This window comes from Vibrio sp. STUT-A16, assembly GCF_026000495.1.
Lineage (GTDB): Bacteria > Pseudomonadota > Gammaproteobacteria > Enterobacterales > Vibrionaceae > Vibrio > Vibrio diabolicus.
Genome location: NZ_AP026765.1, coordinates 949,046 through 967,521 on the forward strand (window position 1 = coordinate 949,046; position 18,476 = coordinate 967,521).

The 18,476-nt window shown below is 47.0% G+C and carries 17 protein-coding genes; all 17 read left to right on the forward strand.

All coding sequences use genetic code 11. The features are described 5' to 3' along the window. The first annotated feature begins 16 nt into the window (after positions 1 to 16). The 17 genes from OO778_RS04500 to fliM all read left to right on the forward strand — a co-directional run bounded on the left by OO778_RS04500 (position 17) and on the right by fliM (position 18,444). On the forward strand, positions 17 to 1,147 hold the full coding sequence (locus tag OO778_RS04500) for a flagellin (RefSeq protein ID WP_006741693.1): 1,131 nt from the start codon (positions 17 to 19) through the stop codon (positions 1,145 to 1,147). 92 nt (positions 1,148 to 1,239) lie between these two features. After that, positions 1,240 to 1,674: a flagellar protein FlaG gene (gene flaG, locus OO778_RS04505; RefSeq protein ID WP_047008849.1), complete on the forward strand. Its 435-nt coding sequence runs from the start codon at positions 1,240 to 1,242 to the stop codon at positions 1,672 to 1,674. A 21-nt stretch (positions 1,675 to 1,695) separates the two neighbouring features. After that, entirely contained in the window at positions 1,696 to 3,687 is a 1,992-nt protein-coding gene (fliD, locus tag OO778_RS04510; RefSeq protein WP_074191678.1) for a flagellar filament capping protein FliD, read from the forward strand. A gap of 3 nt (positions 3,688 to 3,690) precedes the next feature. Beyond that, positions 3,691 to 3,996, forward strand: coding sequence for a flagellar protein FliT (locus OO778_RS04515; protein ID WP_012841523.1), 306 nt, complete (start codon positions 3,691 to 3,693; stop codon positions 3,994 to 3,996). 12 nt (positions 3,997 to 4,008) lie between these two features. Then, the gene (gene fliS / locus OO778_RS04520) at positions 4,009 to 4,419 is read left to right on the forward strand and encodes a flagellar export chaperone FliS (protein ID WP_012841524.1); all 411 of its coding nucleotides are present in this window, start codon (positions 4,009 to 4,011) and stop codon (positions 4,417 to 4,419) included. A 289-nt stretch (positions 4,420 to 4,708) separates the two neighbouring features. Continuing rightward, positions 4,709 to 6,175 (forward strand): sigma-54 dependent transcriptional regulator, encoded by a 1,467-nt coding sequence (locus OO778_RS04525; protein WP_006741695.1) that lies wholly within the window; start codon positions 4,709 to 4,711, stop codon positions 6,173 to 6,175. 197 nt (positions 6,176 to 6,372) lie between these two features. Beyond that, positions 6,373 to 7,404: an ATP-binding protein gene (locus OO778_RS04530; RefSeq protein ID WP_046875535.1), complete on the forward strand. Its 1,032-nt coding sequence runs from the start codon at positions 6,373 to 6,375 to the stop codon at positions 7,402 to 7,404. 36 nt (positions 7,405 to 7,440) lie between these two features. Beyond that, a complete protein-coding gene (locus OO778_RS04535) occupies positions 7,441 to 8,850 on the forward strand; it encodes a sigma-54 dependent transcriptional regulator (protein ID WP_046875536.1) in 1,410 nt (469 codons plus the stop codon). Positions 8,851 to 8,972: 122 nt separating this feature from the next. Beyond that, on the forward strand, positions 8,973 to 9,284 hold the full coding sequence (gene fliE, locus OO778_RS04540; protein ID WP_012841525.1) for a flagellar hook-basal body complex protein FliE: 312 nt from the start codon (positions 8,973 to 8,975) through the stop codon (positions 9,282 to 9,284). Between the two features lie 14 nt (positions 9,285 to 9,298). After that, positions 9,299 to 11,041 carry a flagellar basal-body MS-ring/collar protein FliF gene (fliF, locus tag OO778_RS04545; protein ID WP_006741698.1) on the forward strand — a complete coding sequence of 581 codons (1,743 nt, stop codon included), beginning with the start codon at positions 9,299 to 9,301 and terminating at the stop codon, positions 11,039 to 11,041. Beyond that, entirely contained in the window at positions 11,034 to 12,089 is a 1,056-nt protein-coding gene (gene fliG / locus OO778_RS04550) for a flagellar motor switch protein FliG (protein ID WP_012841526.1), read from the forward strand. The genes fliF and fliG overlap by 8 nt, the downstream gene beginning before the upstream one ends. A 71-nt stretch (positions 12,090 to 12,160) precedes the next feature. Then, positions 12,161 to 12,961 carry a flagellar assembly protein FliH gene (fliH, locus tag OO778_RS04555; RefSeq protein WP_006741700.1) on the forward strand — a complete coding sequence of 267 codons (801 nt, stop codon included), beginning with the start codon at positions 12,161 to 12,163 and terminating at the stop codon, positions 12,959 to 12,961. Between the two features lie 3 nt (positions 12,962 to 12,964). Further along, a complete protein-coding gene (gene fliI, locus OO778_RS04560; protein ID WP_006741701.1) occupies positions 12,965 to 14,284 on the forward strand; it encodes a flagellar protein export ATPase FliI in 1,320 nt (439 codons plus the stop codon). A gap of 6 nt (positions 14,285 to 14,290) precedes the next feature. Further along, complete coding sequence (gene fliJ, locus OO778_RS04565; protein WP_012841527.1) at positions 14,291 to 14,734, forward strand: flagellar export protein FliJ; 444 nt, start codon at positions 14,291 to 14,293, stop codon at positions 14,732 to 14,734. Between the two features lie 183 nt (positions 14,735 to 14,917). Further along, positions 14,918 to 16,801, forward strand: a complete 1,884-nt coding sequence (locus OO778_RS04570) for a flagellar hook-length control protein FliK (RefSeq protein WP_264910787.1) — start codon at positions 14,918 to 14,920, stop codon at positions 16,799 to 16,801. 85 nt (positions 16,802 to 16,886) lie between these two features. Beyond that, complete coding sequence (gene fliL, locus OO778_RS04575) at positions 16,887 to 17,390, forward strand: flagellar basal body-associated protein FliL (RefSeq protein ID WP_012841529.1); 504 nt, start codon at positions 16,887 to 16,889, stop codon at positions 17,388 to 17,390. A gap of 7 nt (positions 17,391 to 17,397) precedes the next feature. Then, positions 17,398 to 18,444 (forward strand): flagellar motor switch protein FliM, encoded by a 1,047-nt coding sequence (fliM, locus tag OO778_RS04580; protein WP_006741703.1) that lies wholly within the window; start codon positions 17,398 to 17,400, stop codon positions 18,442 to 18,444. Positions 18,445 to 18,476 lie beyond the last annotated feature (32 nt).

An 18,476-nucleotide genomic window follows, 5' to 3' on the forward strand; every position in this document is an offset into this window, starting at 1 on the left:
CTTAAGGAGATCAATTATGGCGATTAACGTTAATACTAACGTTTCTGCGATGACTGCACAGCGTTACCTAAACCAGGCAGCTGACGGTCAACAAAAATCAATGGAGCGTTTGTCTTCGGGTTATAAAATCAATAGCGCGAAAGACGATGCTGCAGGTCTACAGATTTCAAACCGCTTGAATGCACAAAGCCGTGGTCTAGACATGGCGGTGAAAAACGCAAACGACGGTATTTCTATTGCACAGGTTGCTGAAGGTGCAATGAATGAATCTACCAACATCCTACAACGTATGCGTGACCTATCGCTTCAATCTGCGAACGGTTCTAACTCAAAAGCAGAACGTGTTGCGATCCAAGAAGAAGTAACAGCGCTAAATGACGAGCTAAACCGTATTGCTGAAACTACCTCTTTCGGTGGTAACAAGTTGCTGAACGGTACATACGGTACGCAATCTTTCCAAATCGGTGCCGATTCAGGTGAAGCAGTGATGCTTTCTATGGGTAGCTTGCGCTCAGACACTTCTGCAATGGGTGGCAAGAGCTACGCAGCAGAAGAGGGTAAAGATGCATCTTGGACTGTTGGTGAGAAAACTGAGTTCAAAATGAGCTACACCAACAAACAAGGTGAAGAGAAAGAGCTATCGATCAGCGCAAAACAAGGCGACGACATTGAGCAGCTAGCAACGTACATCAACGGTCAAAACGATGATGTAAAAGCGTCTGTTGGTGAAGATGGCAAGCTACAAGTATTTGCTTCTTCTCAAAAAGTTCAAGGTGATGTTGAGTTCTCTGGTAACCTAGCGGACGAGATCGGCTTTGGCGGCCCGAAAGACGTAACAGTGAAAGACATCGACGTAACAACAGTAGCAGGCTCTCAAGAAGCTGTGGCTGTTATCGACGGTGCGCTTAAGTCAGTAGACAGCCAACGTGCGTCACTCGGTGCTTTCCAAAACCGCTTCAACCACGCAATCAGCAACCTAGACAACATTAACGAGAACGTTAATGCATCTAACAGCCGTATTAAAGATACTGATTACGCGAAAGAAACCACTGCGATGACTAAGTCGCAAATTCTTCAGCAAGCAAGTACTTCAATCCTGGCTCAAGCGAAGCAGTCTCCATCTGCAGCGCTAAGCTTGTTGGGCTAAGTGGTTGACCCAGCCTGAGGTAAATACCTTAGTGCTGGGGCACCAAAGCGATAGGTTCTATCGTTAGCCCATAAGGTGGAAGGGAGATTGTAATGGATATATCCTCCTACGCATCGAACATCCAGCCTTACGGCACGCCAAGTGGCACAAAGTTTGCAAATAAAAATGGCAATGATATAGGCACGTCTAGCCCAGCAAATTCAAATGGTGAGGTTTCGCCGCAAAAAGCGAAAGACACCGAATACGACTTCTCTGTTCAAGCAGCGATCGAGATGGCAGAAAGCCGTCAAGAGCTGAACAAAGAAGAACGTGAAAAATTGGTCGCGCAAATGAATGAGTTTGTGACGTCCATAAACAAAGGAGTCGCGTTTCGAGTGGATGAGGAATCCGGGAGAGATGTGGTGACGATTTACGAAGCCAAAACGGGCGACGTGATTCGTCAAATTCCTGATGAAGAGATGCTAGTGGTATTGCGTCGCCTAGCTGAGCACACAGCCAACAGCGGGTTGTTGACTGAAAAAGTGTAAGTCGTTTTTAGAGGTGATTTGATGAGTTTAGGCCCTTTGGGGATGTCTGGCGGCATGGATATCAATTCCATGGTCAGCAAAATTGTGGATGCCGAACGCGTACCAAAGCAGCAACGCATTGACAACGAGCGCACGACAATTAATGCCAGTATCAGTGCCTATGGGCGACTCAGAGAATCACTGGATACGATGAAAAATCTCATGGCGAACTTTCGTCAAGAGAAAGCGTTTGCCGTTCGTGCTGTTGAAACGACAGACGACAATATCGTATCTGCTACTGCAACTACAGATGCTATCGCTGGCAAATATGCTATCGATGTGTTGCAGCTTGCCCAGAGCCACAAAGTCGCTTCTGACGTACTGCCAGAAGACGCAAAGTTTGGCCCTGGTAAGCTGCAGATTTCGCTTGGTGATGACACCTTCAACGTGAACGTTCGTTCGAGATCCAAGCTCGCAGATGTCGTACGCGGCATCAACGGCTCAAAAGACAATCCCGGTGTTCGAGCATCTCTCATTAACGACGTTGAAGGACCACGCCTTATCCTTGCCTCAAATCTCTCTGGTAAGGATCATCAAATCAGAGTCAGTGTGGAGGCCGACAAAGGCAACCCTCTAAAGTATTTCGAATATCAAACACTTGAAGACCGTGTTAACGCGCTTGAAGAAGCTCGTTCAGCGGCGGAAGAAGTGTTAGGTCCTCTTCAATTCCCCGAGCAACCAGTAGAACTGGATGCAAACGGCAATCCTCTACCTCCAGAAGAGCAAAAAGCGGCAGAAAATGGACAAGATGATGGCTCCCAAGAGCCAATCTCTGCTGCGGGTGCAGACGCTGCTAAAGCTGGGCAGGAAGCGATTGATGAAGCCAACCGACGCGCGAGTTTGCGCCCTGAAGACCGAATTCCAGGGTGGACAGAAACTGCGTCAGGCACTTTGCTGGATTCTTATGAAGAGCCAGAGCTCGAACTCGACGAGAAAGCAATAGAGAAGGCACCAGATGTACCGGGTTGGAGTAATGCGGCATCAGGCACATTAACCGACTCTTACGTTACGACGAAAGAGGCCAAGCAGCTTCTTGAGCAAGAAAAAGCTGAAATTGAGCAAAAAATTGCGAGTGAAAAACAAGCGCTAGACGCAAAAGTTGAACGTGGTGAATTGACCGAAGAGCAAGCGAAACAAATTCATCGCGCTAAGCTGGATCCTCAAGAACGTGAACGTTTAGACAAAATTGATGAAGCAGAAGCGAAAATCGCAAAAGCGCAATCTGCTTTTGAAGAATACCTTGGTATGACAGAGGTACAAGCAGGGCAAGATTCAGAAGTTCTGCTTGATGGAGTAGCAAAGCTATCTAGTCACAACAATGTGATTGAAGATGCCATAGAAGGTGTTGATTTAACACTTAAAGGCAAATCAGAACCGAACAAGCCACCTGCTGAAATTGGCGTCGAATACGACCGTCAGAGTGTGCGTAACGACATCGAAAACTTTGTTGCGGCGTACAACTCGTTTTATCAAACGTCTCAAGCGTTGGCGAGTGTGGATCCGGTCACTGGTCAAAAAGGACCGTTGTCGGGTGACAGTACCGTACGTAGCGCAGACTCACGATTAAAATCGGTATTTTCCACTCAAATTGATAAAGCGCCTGAAAACCTAAAGTCATTAACTGAATTTGGCATTACTACCACGCGTCAAGGTACCTTAGAAATCAACTATGACATGTTGGATCGTCAGTTGAACAACAACTTCAACGAGCTAGAAAAGTTCTTCGGTGGCAACACAGGTTTTGCTAAACGAGTCGAAGACGCGATTCATGGTATTACAGGCATTACAGGCAGCATTCGTACTCGAGAGAAAAGTCTCACAGAACAAAATTATCGTTTGAGTGATGATCAAGCGGCATTAGATCGCCGCATGGAAAGCCTAGAAAAGCGCACTCACGCGAAGTTTACCGCCATGCAAGATGCGACTGGCAAAATGCAAGGTCAGTTAGGTGCCTTAATGAGTGCGTTGGGTTAATAAATGCAAAAAGAACTCATAGATATTAGTGATATAGATCAACTAATTACGCAAGAATTGGAAAAAGTCGACTTTAGTACTGAAGAAATTCTTCGCTTGGTCGATATCAGGGAACGGTTATTGCAAAACCTGTTACCAATTATTCATCAAAATCCTTTGGTTAAGCAGGATGCAGAGTGGCAAGCGTTGCTTACTCGTACCAAAAGAATTGTCGAGCTGATGCAATCGGAAACGTCAAAGGTCGGAAAAGAACTTCATAAGTTTCGTTATGGCCAGCGTTCGCTTCAGCAGTACAAAAAATTTATTTAAAAGAGGATTACTATGCGCGGTTCTTTGCAAGCATACAAAAAGGTATCAGTCGACAGCCAGCTAAGCGCGGCTTCTCCGCACAAAGTCATTCAAATGCTTATGGCTGGTGCGATTGAGCGCCTTATTCAAGGTAAAGCGGCCATGCAAGCAGGCAACATTCCAGCAAAAGGTGAGCGTTTAGGTAAAGCGCTAGACATCATTATTGCGCTACGTAGCTGTCTATCGATGGATGACGGTGGTGATATTGCTTCAAACTTAGATTCACTCTATGAGTTTATGATCACGCAAATTTCAGCTGCTAACCATCAAAATGATCCTCAACTGATCGACGACGTTATCGACATTATCCGTGAGATCAAATCCGCTTGGGACCAAATCCCGACAGAGTTTCATAATCTTACAGCAGCTGAAGTCGGTATTTAATAACCAAAACAACGCGTTAAGATATTAGAGGAATATATTTGTCAATTGCGCAACGAGTTGTGTAGCAAAGTTTCTATCAAGCTCACACCTCTTTATTGCTTGGTTGCCTTATTTTTATATTCAAATAAAATAGAAGCCATTAGTAGCCCTAATGGCTTTTTTTGTTGCTGATTTTCCTATTTTGTCTATCGTAAATTGAGTGTGGTGGTTCTGCCTTCTTTTAGCACCCAATTGCGCAAATCAAGGTTTGGCCGCAACGCACCTAAAATAAAGGCAATCATTCTTACTTATGCAAGGTTTGGCAAAGCTGCTTGTAATTGATGATGACGCATCAAGTCGTTTAAATTTAAGCAATATATTGGAATTTGTTGGAGAAAATTGCGAAGCGGTCAGTTCTGATCAGCTCAGCGATGTTGATTGGTCTAGCGTATGGTCGTGCTGTATTGTTGGTAACATTCCAGCAGGTCAAGCGGCGAATACGGTTATCTCTCATTTAAACAGCGCCTACCACATCCCACTTTTAGTCATGGGCCGATTTCCGTTGCCCGTGGATGATCTTCCAAATTTTGTAGGTGAGCTAGAACTACCTCTTAATTACCCACAGCTTAGTGAGGCGTTACGCCACTGCAAAGATTTTCTGGGTCGAAAAGGGGTCAATGTCGTTGCCAGTGCACGAAAAAACACGCTTTTTCGCAGCTTAGTTGGTCAAAGCAGAGGTATTCAAGAAGTTCGTCACCTGATCGAGCAAGTCTCAGACACTGAGGCAAACGTGTTGATCTTGGGTGAATCTGGTACTGGTAAAGAAGTCGTTGCGCGTAACATTCACTATCATTCGTCCTACAGCAGTGGTGCCTTTGTGCCCATTAACTGTGGTGCCATTCCACCGGAGCTTCTAGAAAGTGAATTGTTTGGCCACGAAAAAGGCGCGTTTACTGGTGCGTTAACGGCACGTAAAGGTCGATTTGAGCTCGCAGACGGTGGCACGATATTTCTTGATGAGATTGGCGATATGCCGATGTCGATGCAAGTGAAGCTACTTCGCGTATTACAAGAGCGCTGTTTCGAACGTGTAGGTGGCAATAGCACCATCAAGGTCAATGTTCGAGTTGTCGCGGCAACACACCGTAATCTAGAAAGTATGATTGAAGAAGGCACGTTCCGAGAAGACTTGTTCTATCGTTTGAACGTGTTTCCAATCGAGATGCCTGCGCTGAAAGAGCGCAAACAAGATATTCCATTGCTGCTGCAAGAGTTGATGACGCGTCTGGAGGCGGAGGGTGGCCAGCCTATCTGTTTTACCCCTCGTGCGATCAATTCACTGATGGAGCACAACTGGCCGGGTAACGTGCGTGAGTTAGCCAACCTTGTTGAGCGAATGATCATTCTGTACCCAAATAGCTTGGTCGATGTAAACCACTTACCAACCAAATATCGCTACAGTGATATCCCGGAGTTCCAACCAGAAAGTAATCCGTTTATTTCGGTTGAAGAACAAGAGCGTGATGTGTTCCAAGACATCTTCTCAGAAGACTTTAGTTTTGATGATCAAGACGATCTTGACCACAGCATGAACGCTCCGCAAGCGCTGCCGCCTGAAGGTGTAAATCTGAAAGAGCTGTTGGCTGATTTAGAAGTTAATATGATCAGCCAAGCGTTAGAAGCACAAGGTGGGGTCGTGGCACGAGCCGCTGATATGCTGGGTATGCGACGCACAACGTTGGTGGAAAAAATGCGTAAGTACAACTTACAACGCTAGGTAACGTTGAGATTTAAGACGATATCTAAATCATTTGGGCTATTTAGCATCGTTTTTCTGACACCAAAAACCGTTATCTGAGGGTGTCAACTTATTGTCGATGACTTAACGTCATGATAGATATAAAAAAATAGCTTGGTACGCTAATTGCTTACCAAGCTATTTTAGTTTTAGCGGCGATATTTCGACAGGCAGTAATGGATAACAACACCAACCAATCCCATTTAGATTCCGTAGAAAATCAGGTTGAGCGCTATAAGCAGGTGCTTGATGTGATGCCTGCCGGAGTGATTCTGCTCGACACGTACGGCATAGTGCGTGAAGCAAACCCAGAGGCGCACCGAATTCTTGAGATTCCACTGGTTAATGAAAAATGGTTCAACATTATTCAGGCGGTGTTTGATCCTCGTGAGGATGATGGTCACGAAGTTTCCCTGCGGAATGGTCGTAAAGTTCGATTAGCCATTTCGGCTTCTACGACAGGTCAATTGATCCTGATTACCGATTTAACCGAAACTCGCTTACTTCAAGCTCGTGTGAGTGATTTACAACGCTTGTCGTCGTTAGGGCGTATGGTAGCGTCGCTTGCTCATCAGGTAAGAACGCCGCTATCGAGCGCCATGCTATATGCATCCAATTTGGGAGCGCCAAACCTTCCACCAGCGACAAGGGATCGCTTTCAAACCAAATTAATGGATCGACTGCACGATTTGGAAAAGCAGGTTAATGATATGCTGCTTTTTGCTAAAGGTGGTGATAATAAAGTCATTAAGCCATTTACGATTGCTCAGTTGGTGGCGGAATATCAGCCGATGGTCGAAACCGCGCTAAAAAATAATGGTATTGATTACTGCCTAGAAGTGGAAGAAGAACAAACTGAGTTGCTAGGCAATGCGAATGCGATTGCATCCGCGTTGAGCAACCTTGTCATGAATGCGATTCAGATGTCTGGTAAAGAGTCGCAAGTCGATATTTTTTTCCGCCCGGTAAATGGCGAGTTGCGCATTTCAGTGCAAGACAGCGGACCGGGTGTACCTGAAGAACTACAAGCCAAAATTATGGAGCCATTTTTTACGACGCGTTCTCAAGGAACTGGGTTAGGGCTGGCTGTTGTTCAGATGGTTTGCCGTGCCCATGACGGTCGATTGGAACTTATTTCAGAGCAGGGTGATGGAGCCTGCTTTACCATGTGCATTCCGCTAGAGCGAGTGCAACCAGAAGCGCAGTAAGCAGCTTCTGGTAATAACAATTACTGGAGAATCAGAATGGCGCAAAGCAAAGTGCTGATCGTAGAAGACGATGAAGGTCTTCGTGAAGCCCTAGTGGATACTCTGGCTCTGGCAGGGTATGAGTGGTTAGAAGCTGACTGTGCGGAAGACGCACTACTAAAACTCAAATCGAATACTGTCGATATCGTCGTTTCTGACGTGCAAATGGCAGGTATGGGCGGATTGGCTCTGCTCAAAAACATCAAGCAGAATTGGCCTAACTTACCAGTACTGTTAATGACGGCGTACGCCAACATTGAAGATGCCGTATCGGCAATGAAAGACGGCGCGATTGACTACATGGCGAAACCATTTGCACCGGAAGTATTGCTGAACATGGTCAGTCGATATGCACCGATCAAAAGCGATGACAATGGTGACGCGGTCGTGGCAGATGAAAAAAGTCTGCGCCTACTTGCATTGGCCGATAAAGTGGCACGTACAGATGCGAATGTTATGGTGCTAGGTCCGAGTGGCTCAGGTAAAGAAGTGATGTCGCGTTATATTCACAACGCATCAAACCGTAAAGATGGTCCATTTGTTGCTATCAACTGTGCGGCAATTCCAGATAACATGCTGGAAGCGACACTATTTGGTTATGAGAAAGGCGCGTTCACTGGCGCTGTTCAAGCGTGTCCGGGTAAGTTTGAACAAGCGCAAGGCGGCACAATCTTGCTGGATGAAATCAGCGAAATGGACTTAAACCTGCAAGCGAAACTATTACGTGTTTTGCAAGAGCGTGAAGTGGAGCGCCTTGGCAGTCGTAAGAGCATCAAGCTGGATGTACGCGTGCTCGCGACCAGTAACCGTGATCTCAAGCAGTACGTCTCAGAAGGCAACTTCCGTGAAGATTTATACTACCGCCTGAATGTGTTCCCAATTGCGTGGCCAGCACTGAACGAACGCAAAGGCGATATTGCGCCACTTGCCAAGCATCTTGCTGAGCGTCATTGCAGCAAGATGGGGATGCCAGTGCCTCAATTTTCAGCCGTTGCGGTAGAAAAACTGCTGCAATACCCTTGGCCAGGTAACGTTCGTGAGCTGGATAACGTGGTGCAACGAGCTCTTATCTTAAGTGAGAATGGTGATATCGACGCTGAGCACATCTTACTAGAAGGGGTGGATTGGCAAGATGCCAACAGCTTGCAACATGTGGTGCAAAATGCAGAGATGGTGGTACCTAATGTTAAGCCAGTCGCTCAACCTGAGAGTGTGAACCGTCCGGTATCTGGCGGGGAAGGCTTGGGCAGCGAGCTGCGTGACCAAGAATACGCCATTATTTTGGAAACCTTGGTGGAGTGTAACGGCCGACGCAAAGAAATGGCGGAGAAACTGGGCATAAGCCCACGAACCTTGCGCTACAAACTTGCCAAAATGCGTGATGCTGGTATAGATATCCCAAATTAACATGTGCAATCGCCATAAGACAAAAAGTGTAAGCAAACCGCTAACTAATGTCTTATGGCACGTTAATTGCTGTGTTAATAATCAGTTTTGTTAATAGTCAATCTTTTGGCTTAGAGGTGCTAATGAAAGTTGATGGTATTCAGGCAGAAATGCGCGCCATGATGGTAGAAGCAACCAATACTGCTCCTACTGCAAGTGGGGCGAAAGTTGGAGCAGATTTTAATGATCTCCTAACTAAAGCCATCAATAACGTGAACACACTTCAAAAAGCATCCGGTGATTTACAAACCCGTTTTGATCGTGGTGATGCCGATGTTTCCCTTTCTGACGTTATGATTGCTCGTAACAAGTCTAGTGTCGCTTTTGATGCGACGGTTCAAATTCGCAATAAACTCGTTGAGGCGTATAAAGACCTCATGAACATGCCAGTGTAATTTAGGTAATAAGTGTGGCAGACAAGTCTACAGATTTAACCGTCACTGAAGGCGGCTCAGATGGTGCACTGGTAGCAAGTTCCGACGTAGATGTGGAGAGTCAAAATCCAGATCTAGAGGAGCGCAGTGCGTCAAAATTTGATATGGCAGTGGGTGACCTTGATTTACTTCGTCAAGTTGTACTTGTGCTGTCAATCTCCATCTGTGTTGCATTGATCGTGATGCTGTTCTTTTGGGTCAAAGAGCCGGAGATGCGCCCGCTTGGAGCGTATGAGACCGAAGAGTTGATCCCCGTTTTGGATTATCTGGACCAGCAAAAAATCAATTACAAGCTTGATGGTAATACCATTTCTGTTGAATCGAGCGAATACAACTCGATCAAACTTGGCATGGTTCGCTCGGGCGTAAACCAAGCCACAGAGGCGGGCGATGATATTTTGCTGCAAGATATGGGCTTTGGCGTATCACAACGTTTAGAGCAAGAGCGCCTTAAACTCAGTCGAGAACGTCAATTGGCTCAAGCGATTGAGGAAATGAAGCAAGTTCGTAAAGCACGAGTCTTATTGGCGCTACCAAAGCACAGTGTTTTTGTGCGTCATAACCAAGAAGCATCAGCGTCTGTATTTTTGACACTGTCGACTGGCACGAACCTCAAACAGCAAGAAGTTGATTCTATCGTTGACATGGTGGCGAGTGCCGTTCCGGGAATGAAAACCTCCCGAATTACCGTCACAGATCAGCATGGCCGTTTGCTCAGTTCAGGCTCTCAAGACCCTGCTTCTGCAGCGCGACGCAAAGAGCAAGAATTAGAGCGTAGTCAGGAACAGGCGCTGCGTGAAAAAATTGATTCAGTGCTATTACCTATTTTAGGTTATGGCAACTACACGGCGCAGGTCGATATCCAAATGGATTTCAGCGCGGTTGAACAAACTCGCAAACGCTTTGATCCCAATACCCCTGCAACCCGCAGTGAGTACGCATTAGAAGATTACAATAACGGCAATATGGTAGCGGGTATTCCAGGGGCGTTAAGTAATCAGCCTCCAGCGGATGCCTCTATTCCGCAAGATGTGGCTCAGATGAAAGACGGTTCTGTCATGGGACAGGGTTCGGTGCGTAAAGAATCCACGCGTAACTTTGAGCTTGATACCACCATCAGCCATGAGCGTAAGCAGACGGGGACGGTTGCTCGTCAGACAGTTTCTGTTGCGATTAAGGACCGTCGTCAGGTCAACCCAGATACGGGAGAAGTGACCTATACCCCGATGTCCGAATCTGAAATCAATGCTATTCGCCAAGTCTTAATTGGTACGGTCGGTTTTGACCAAGGCCGTGGTGATTTGTTGAATGTACTGAGTGTGAAGTTTGCAGAGCCTGAGGCTGAACAGCTGGAAGAACCACCAATTTGGGAGCACCCTAACTTCAGTGACTGGGTTCGTTGGTTCGCAAGTGCATTGGTGATCATCGTTGTCGTATTGGTATTGGTTCGTCCAGCAATGAAGAAATTGCTTAACCCTACCAGTGATGACGAAGACGAAATGTATGGACCAGACGGCTTGCCGATTGGTGCGGATGGTGAAACTAGCCTGATTGGCAGCGACATTGAAAGCAGCGAACTGTTTGAGTTTGGTTCAAGTATTGATTTGCCAAACCTTCATAAAGATGAAGATGTATTGAAAGCGGTTCGCGCTCTGGTTGCGAATGAACCTGAACTGGCTGCTCAAGTAGTGAAAAACTGGATGAATGACAATGGCTAACGATATCGTACCTCAAGATGACAACGCCGCGGGAATGCCAGTTGAGCTGGATGTCTCAACCATTACTGGCGAAGAAAAAGCAGCAATTTTGCTACTGAGCCTCAATGAACAAGATGCCGCTGGCATTATTCGTCACCTAGAGCCAAAACAGGTCCAGCGTGTGGGTAGTGCGATGGCTAAGGCGAAAGATCTCAGCCAAGACAAGGTGTCAGCCGTTCACCGTGCGTTTTTGGAGGACATCCAGAAATACACCAACATCGGCATGGGCAGCGAAGACTTCATGCGTAATGCGCTGGTGGCAGCTCTTGGTGAAGACAAAGCCAACAACTTGGTTGACCAGATCCTGCTTGGTACGGGTTCAAAAGGCTTGGATTCGCTGAAATGGATGGACCCACGACAAGTGGCGAGCATCATTGTCAACGAACACCCGCAGATCCAAACCATCGTATTGTCTTATTTAGAAGCAGACCAATCCGCGGAGATTTTGTCTCAGTTCCCTGAGCGCGTGCGTTTGGACCTGATGATGCGTATTGCCAACCTTGAAGAAGTTCAGCCATCGGCACTGGCAGAGCTGAACGAAATCATGGAGAAACAGTTCGCGGGTCAAGCTGGCGCTCAAGCAGCCAAGATTGGCGGCCTGAAAGCGGCAGCGGAGATCATGAACTATCTAGACAACAACGTCGAAGGTTTATTGATGGAACAGATTCGCGATCAAGACGAAGACATGGCGACGCAAATTCAAGACTTGATGTTTGTCTTCGAAAACTTAGTCGAAGTGGACGATCAAGGTATTCAGAAATTGCTGCGTGATGTACCACAAGACGTGTTGCAAAAAGCACTTAAAGGTGCCGACGATTCTCTGCGTGAGAAGGTATTTAAGAACATGTCGAAACGAGCGGCTGAGATGATGCGTGATGACATCGAAGCGATGCCGCCAGTTCGCGTGGCGGATGTCGAAGCAGCACAGAAAGAAATCCTGGCGATCGCTCGTCGCATGGCCGATGCAGGCGAACTCATGTTGTCTGGCGGTGCGGACGAATTCTTATAATCTCTATTGCTCCGTGATTATCCTATTGCGGAGCGCCCTCACTTCTTAATCGAATACATAATAGGTAACCCATGGCTGGCGAAAGAAAACGTGGATTTATCCGTCCTGATGAAGATGATTCGATGATCGAACCACAACGTTGGGGGTTGCCTGATTACGGCGAGCCCAAAGCCAAGCAAGCAAAACAAACCGCGTTTAACTATGACCCGGGTTGGGTACCGAATCTTGAAGAACCAGAAGAAGAGCAAGCACTTGAGCTAACCGAAGAGCAGATAGAGCTGATCAAGCAAGGCGCTTATCAGGAAGGTTTGTATCAAGGTCAAGAAGCCGGCTTTAAGCAAGGTTACGACAAAGGCAAAGAAGAAGGCCTGCAAGCGGGCCATGCTGAAGGGCTGGAGCTTGGAAAAGCCGAAGGCGTGACCGCAGGCCAAGAATATATTCAGCAGCAAGTCGAAACCTTTATGAACTTAGCGAACCAGTTTGCTCAGCCGTTAGAGCTAATGAATGCTCAGGTTGAAAAGCAGCTGGTGGACATGGTGCTCTGTTTAGTTAAAGAAGTCGTGCATGTCGAAGTACAAACCAACCCTCAAATTATTTTAGACACGGTTAAGCAGTCGGTTGAAGCGCTGCCAATATCAGGTCACCCCATTACCTTGCACCTGAATCCAGAAGACGTTGCGATTATTCGTTCAGCCTACGGCGAAGAAGACCTTGATTGCCGCAACTGGACGTTGGTTGCTGAGCCATCACTCAATCGAGGCGACGTCCAGATTGAAGCGGGTGAATCAAGCATTAACTACCGTATGGAAGAGCGCGTCAAAAGCGTGCTGCACAGTTTTTGTGGTGCAAACCGTCATCAAGAGGGTGAGTAATCCATGCAAGCATTGGCTGACCGTTTAAGAAACTACAAAGTTGAAGGCTTAACGACGCGCCCAGTTGCCTCTGGCAAACTGGTTCGAGTGGTTGGGTTAACGTTGGAAGCGACAGGCTGTCGCGCGCCAATTGGCAGTTTATGCTTAGTGGAAACCATGTCCGGTCAGATGGAAGCCGAGGTCGTCGGTTTTTCAGGTGATAACCTATTTTTGATGCCAAGCGAGCAAATTACGGGCATTTTGCCTGGCGCTAGAGTGACGCCATTAACCAGTGACGCTGGCTTGCCTGTTGGCATGGAGTTACTTGGTCGAGTGATTGACGGGGTTGGTAATCCGCTTGATGGACTTGGCCCGTTGTATACCGATCATCGCGCCTCTTTTAATGCTGAGCCAATCAACCCGCTGGCTCGAAAGCCAATTTCAGAGCCACTTGATGTGGGCTTGAAAGCGATTAACGGATTATTGACGGTAGGTAAAGGTCAGCGTATCGGTCTGTTTGCCGGCTCTGGTGTGGGTAAATCGGTCACGCTTGGCATGATGACGCGAGGTACAACCGCACAAGTTGTTGTGGTCGGTCTGATAGGTGAGCGTGGACGCGAAGTTAAAGAGTTTATCGAAGAGATTTTAGGTGAGGATGGACGACGTCGCTCTGTCGTGGTGGCTGCGCCTGCCGATGCTTCACCATTGATGCGTTTGAAAGGCTGTCAAACCGCCTTAACCATTGCAGAGTACTTTCGCGATCAAGGTTTGGACGTTTTGTTATTGATGGATTCCTTGACGCGTTTTGCGCAAGCACAGCGTGAAATCGCCCTTTCTGTTGGTGAGCCGCCAGCGACAAAAGGCTATCCGCCATCTGTGTTCGCCAAGCTACCTGCTTTGGTTGAGCGTGCGGGTAACGGAAGCGCCGAACAAGGCTCAATTACGGCGTTCTTTACCGTGTTGACCGAGGGCGATGATTTACAAGACCCGATTGCGGATGCATCGCGGGCAATTCTTGATGGTCACATTGTGCTGTCCCGTGAAATGGCGGATGCAGGCCATTATCCTGCGATTGACGTCGAAAAGTCGGTTAGCCGTGTTATGCCGCAAATCACCACTGAAGAACATGTTCTGATGTCGAAAGCGGTACGTCAGGTCTTGTCGATTTGCCGCAAGAACCAAGATTTGGTCTCGATTGGGGCGTACAAGCCGGGCACCGATCCTGCTATCGATGGCGCGTTTACATTGAAGCCAAAGTTAGACGAATACTTACAGCAGAGCATGAAAGAATCGGTGCCATACGATATGTGCGTCAACATGCTTAGAAACATTTTGGGCGGGTGATAGCGCATGAACAATGCGATGGAGTTCCTACTTGAGCAGACTAAAGAGCGTGAAGATCAAGCCGTACTTGCGCTGAACAAAGCGCGCTCTGAACTTGAAGATTATTACCGTCAGGTTGAGCAAATCGAAAAGTATCGCCTTGATTATTGCCAACAGCTTATCGACCGTGGCCAGGCTGGCTTAACGGCAAGCGAATATGGGCATTTAAATCGCTTTCTCACTCAGCTAGACGAAACGTTATCTAAGCAGAAACAAGCAGAAAGTCATTTCAAAGAACAGGTAGAAAACTGTCAAGAATACTGGTTAACAGTACGCAAAGAACGCAAATCCTATGAGTGGATGATCGAAAAGCGTGAGAAAGAGAAACAGCTTGCTGAAGCCAAACGGGAACAAAAGCAAATGGACGAGTTTTCAACGTTGCTTTACAGCCGTCGAGCGAAGCCTTTTTAATGTTTAAAAGTTGATGTTGCTTCCACTTATAACACTCGTTTTGTCATTGCAGCAATGAGCTTGTTATTGGCGTAATTTTTGCAGATATCTTTGTAGATGATCATCCCAATAACCTAAATTTGCCACCGTGTGCAATTTAGCAGCGGCCTAGCGCTCGAAGCTGCTGATAATGAGAATTTCTATATGAATGTGAATTTGTCCAATGTTTCTGCGACGAGCAAGACGTCAGTTTCTGACTCTGCCGCACAAGCACCTACAGAAAACGCGGAGAACAAGGGATTTTTAGAAACCTTGACGGATGCATTTTCAGGTTCACAAAAGTCAGAAAAAGTAGCAACGAAATCACTAAGCGGTGAAGAACAAAACAGTGCCGAGGTTAACAAGCTTTCGTCTGGAAAAGCTGATAGTCAAGAAGTGGTCACAGACGTGGCTCAAGCGAGCAGTAACGACGCCGAAGAGTTGTTGGCGCAAGAAAGCCAAGATACTGCTATTCAAGAGCAAAGCCGCTCTGGCGACACTCTGACAGAGCATGCGAACACCATTCAAAGTGATGAAGCAAGCCTACTGGAAGCCAAACAAGGCGCGTACTCGCAAAATGATGCTGATGTCACTGAGAAAGTAGGTTCACTCTCTAACATACCTCCAGCTGCTAATGGCGCAAAAAGCGCGATGGGTGAAGGACAACAGCTGCTTGGTCGTATTGAACAAGCGAATCAAACCTTGAAAGCGAATAATGCATCCATCGATAGTGGCAAAGTTTTGCCTCAACGAGCGGGTTTAGAGCACTCGTTTAACGAGCAAACAACAGACATTGATGAACTTGCTTTGAATGACATGCCATCAGCTCAATCGCTTGAACAAGTGCAGGCAATGGCGGAACAAGGCTTAGAGCCAATTTTAGATAAGCATGGTCAACCTATCGATGTCGATAAGCTCTCGTCTGAGTTTGCTACTTGGCAAGGTCTGGCTAAACAAGTCAGTCACCCAACCGAAATGAGCATGGTCAGTGATGAGGTTGCCAATGAACTATCGCCACTGGAGGTGGGGTTGGATGGCTCTAAAATTGATGCGCTTCAGCATGTTTCCTTGGATGAACTCGAACTCATAGATACCAAACTGGCGCAGGAAAAACCACTGACTCAGCAAGAAACAGAGATCATAGAAGGGTTGAAAAAAGGGACGGTCATTGCCGATATTCCTGAGCAAGATCTTGCCCAGTTTGTTGCGCTTCCTACTGACGTTAAACAGGTTCTTGCAGAGCAGCAAGTACAACATCATTTAGCTCGTCAGGCTGCGCCTATGGGGATGTCTCAGCAAGCCCTTCATTTGGCGACTCAATCAGCTCAGCCACAAGCTGTTCAGAGTACAGATAAAGTCGCATTATCTCCGATGCCAGATGCGTTGGCCGCAGCTCATTTGCCGACGGCGCTTCAAGGCGTAAAGGACGGAGAGGTTAACCAGAAAGTTGTGAATGTCGCATTGACTGCTGGTGCACTTAAAGCGACAGCGGATAAGCAAGATAAACCAGAACTTCAACATGGTTTAGCAGGGCAGCTTCAGGCGATGGCGGGTCAACAAGGAACAAACGTGCAGCAACAAGCGCGTATTGATGCTGCACAGCAAGCTCAGCTTCCGTTGCAACTGACCAAAGAGTTGGCCAATGAGCAAGTGGCGGAAAAAGTGCAAATGATGATGTCGAAGAACCTAAAAAACCTCGATATTCGTCTTGATCCACCAGAATTAGGTCGTATGCAAATTCGTATGACGATGAACAACGATGTGGCTAATGTGCATTTTACGGTGAACAACCCGCAAGCGCGTGACATCATTGAACAGACACTTCCTCGCTTGAGAGAGATGTTGGCGCAGCAGGGCATGCAACTGGCTGATTCTTCTGTTCAGCAACAAAACAGCGGGCAGCAGCAAGGTAGGTATACTGCTGAGCAACATGGTCAAAGCGCTCAAGGCAGCGGTTTTTCTGGACAATCAGAAGAGAGCTTTGATGCTGACGTCAATCTGGATTTGAATGTGGCTTCAAAGCGTGATGGAATTAGCTTTTACGCATAACAGGCCGTTTAAAGGCAATAATACAAGGTTACCAAACGACTTCCTTAAGCATCTCGGTAACCTAAAAGAACAATAAGAGACAACAATGGCAGAAGAACAGTTACAAGGGGCCGATGCGCCGAAAGGAAAAGGTAAGTTACTTATCATCATAATCGCTGTTGTGGTATTGCTACTTGGCGGTGGTGCAGCAGCATTCTTTCTCATGGGCTCTGATGAACCAGCTCAGGCTGAAGCGTCTCAACAGGTTCAAGCGAAGGCATCTGATGCCTCGCCCATTGCCTACGTGAATCTTCCTCAGGCATTTGTATTTAACGTTACTGGGGACCGTCGCGACAGACTGGTACAAATTAAAGCGCAGTTAATGGTTCGCGGCGCAGAGAATGAAGAGTTGGCGCGGTACCATTCGCCACTGATTGAGAGCTCTTTGTTATCAACGTTTGCTTCGGCGACGGTTGATCAGTTGCGTTCTCCAACGGGACGAGTGGAATTGCGCGATCGTGCTTCCGAAGATATCAAAGCAGCGCTAAACGCTGCGGTCGGTAAGCCAGTGATTGAAAAAGTACTGTTTACAGATTTTGTTATTCAATAGGTAAAACGTGACCGATCTATTAAGCCAAGACGAAATTGATGCGCTATTGCACGGAGTTGACGATGTTGATGACGTCGATGAACCGATAGAAAACGACAACGAAGGTGCCGTCAATTTTGATTTCTCGTCGCAAGACAGGATTGTACGTGGTCGAATGCCGACGCTCGAACTTATCAACGAGCGCTTTGCACGACACATGCGTATTAGTCTGTTTAATATGCTGCGTAAAACGGCAGAAGTGTCGATCAATGGCGTGCAGATGATGAAGTTTGGCGAATACCAAAACACATTGTACGTGCCAACCAGTTTGAACATGGTGCGTTTTCGTCCGTTAAAAGGTACAGCGTTGATCACCATGGAGGCTCGCTTAGTCTTTATTCTGGTAGAAAACTTCTTTGGTGGGGATGGTCGATTCCATGCCAAAATCGAAGGGCGCGAATTTACCCCAACGGAACGCCGCATCATTCAGCTGCTGCTGAAGATTGTATTTGAAGACTACAAAGAAGCGTGGTCGCCAGTGATGGGGGTGGAGTTCGAATATCTCGACTCTGAAGTAAACCCAAGTATGGCTAACATTGTCAGCCCGACAGAAGTGATTGTCGTGAGTTCTTTCCACATTGAGGTCGATGGTGGCGGCGGCGATTTTCATGTCGTTATGCCTTACTCCATGGTTGAGCCGATTCGTGAACTGTTGGATGCAGGTGTTCAGTCCGACAAGATGGAGACAGACGTCCGTTGGAGCTCAGCATTGCGTGAAGAGATTATGGATTGTCCGGTTAACTTCCGCGTGAACTTGCTCGAAAAAGACATTTCTTTGCGTGATCTTATGGAGCTGCAACCGGGCGATATCATCCCGATTGAAATGCCAGAACATGCGACGATGTTTGTAGAAGACCTACCGACCTATCGCGTAAAAATGGGTCGTTCGGAAGACAAATTAGCGGTGCAAATTTCTGAGGAAATTGAGCGCCCACATGTAGTCAAAACAGATTTAGCTTTCTTGGGCAAAGACATCATGTCTGAGCTTGAGAATGAAGACGATATAGACGATTAAGATACCTTATTGAACAGACATGCTTTGGCATT

Bases quoted from the DNA above. Each gene is read 5' to 3' on its own strand.
- fliE (WP_012841525.1), top strand. From the start codon at position 8,973: ATGAAAGTTGATGGTATTCAGGCAGAAATGCGCGCCATGATGGTAGAA.
- OO778_RS04515 (WP_012841523.1), top strand. From the start codon at position 3,691: ATGCAAAAAGAACTCATAGATATTAGTGATATAGATCAACTAATTACG.
- fliS (WP_012841524.1), top strand. From the start codon at position 4,009: ATGCGCGGTTCTTTGCAAGCATACAAAAAGGTATCAGTCGACAGCCAG.
- OO778_RS04535 (WP_046875536.1), top strand. From the start codon at position 7,441: ATGGCGCAAAGCAAAGTGCTGATCGTAGAAGACGATGAAGGTCTTCGT.
- OO778_RS04500 (WP_006741693.1), top strand. From the start codon at position 17: ATGGCGATTAACGTTAATACTAACGTTTCTGCGATGACTGCACAGCGT.
- fliL (WP_012841529.1), top strand. From the start codon at position 16,887: ATGGCAGAAGAACAGTTACAAGGGGCCGATGCGCCGAAAGGAAAAGGT.
- OO778_RS04530 (WP_046875535.1), top strand. From the start codon at position 6,373: ATGGATAACAACACCAACCAATCCCATTTAGATTCCGTAGAAAATCAG.
- fliI (WP_006741701.1), top strand. From the start codon at position 12,965: ATGCAAGCATTGGCTGACCGTTTAAGAAACTACAAAGTTGAAGGCTTA.
- OO778_RS04525 (WP_006741695.1), top strand. From the start codon at position 4,709: ATGCAAGGTTTGGCAAAGCTGCTTGTAATTGATGATGACGCATCAAGT.
- fliG (WP_012841526.1), top strand. From the start codon at position 11,034: ATGGCTAACGATATCGTACCTCAAGATGACAACGCCGCGGGAATGCCA.
- fliJ (WP_012841527.1), top strand. From the start codon at position 14,291: ATGAACAATGCGATGGAGTTCCTACTTGAGCAGACTAAAGAGCGTGAA.
- flaG (WP_047008849.1), top strand. From the start codon at position 1,240: ATGGATATATCCTCCTACGCATCGAACATCCAGCCTTACGGCACGCCA.
- fliH (WP_006741700.1), top strand. From the start codon at position 12,161: ATGGCTGGCGAAAGAAAACGTGGATTTATCCGTCCTGATGAAGATGAT.
- OO778_RS04570 (WP_264910787.1), top strand. From the start codon at position 14,918: ATGAATGTGAATTTGTCCAATGTTTCTGCGACGAGCAAGACGTCAGTT.
- fliD (WP_074191678.1), top strand. From the start codon at position 1,696: ATGAGTTTAGGCCCTTTGGGGATGTCTGGCGGCATGGATATCAATTCC.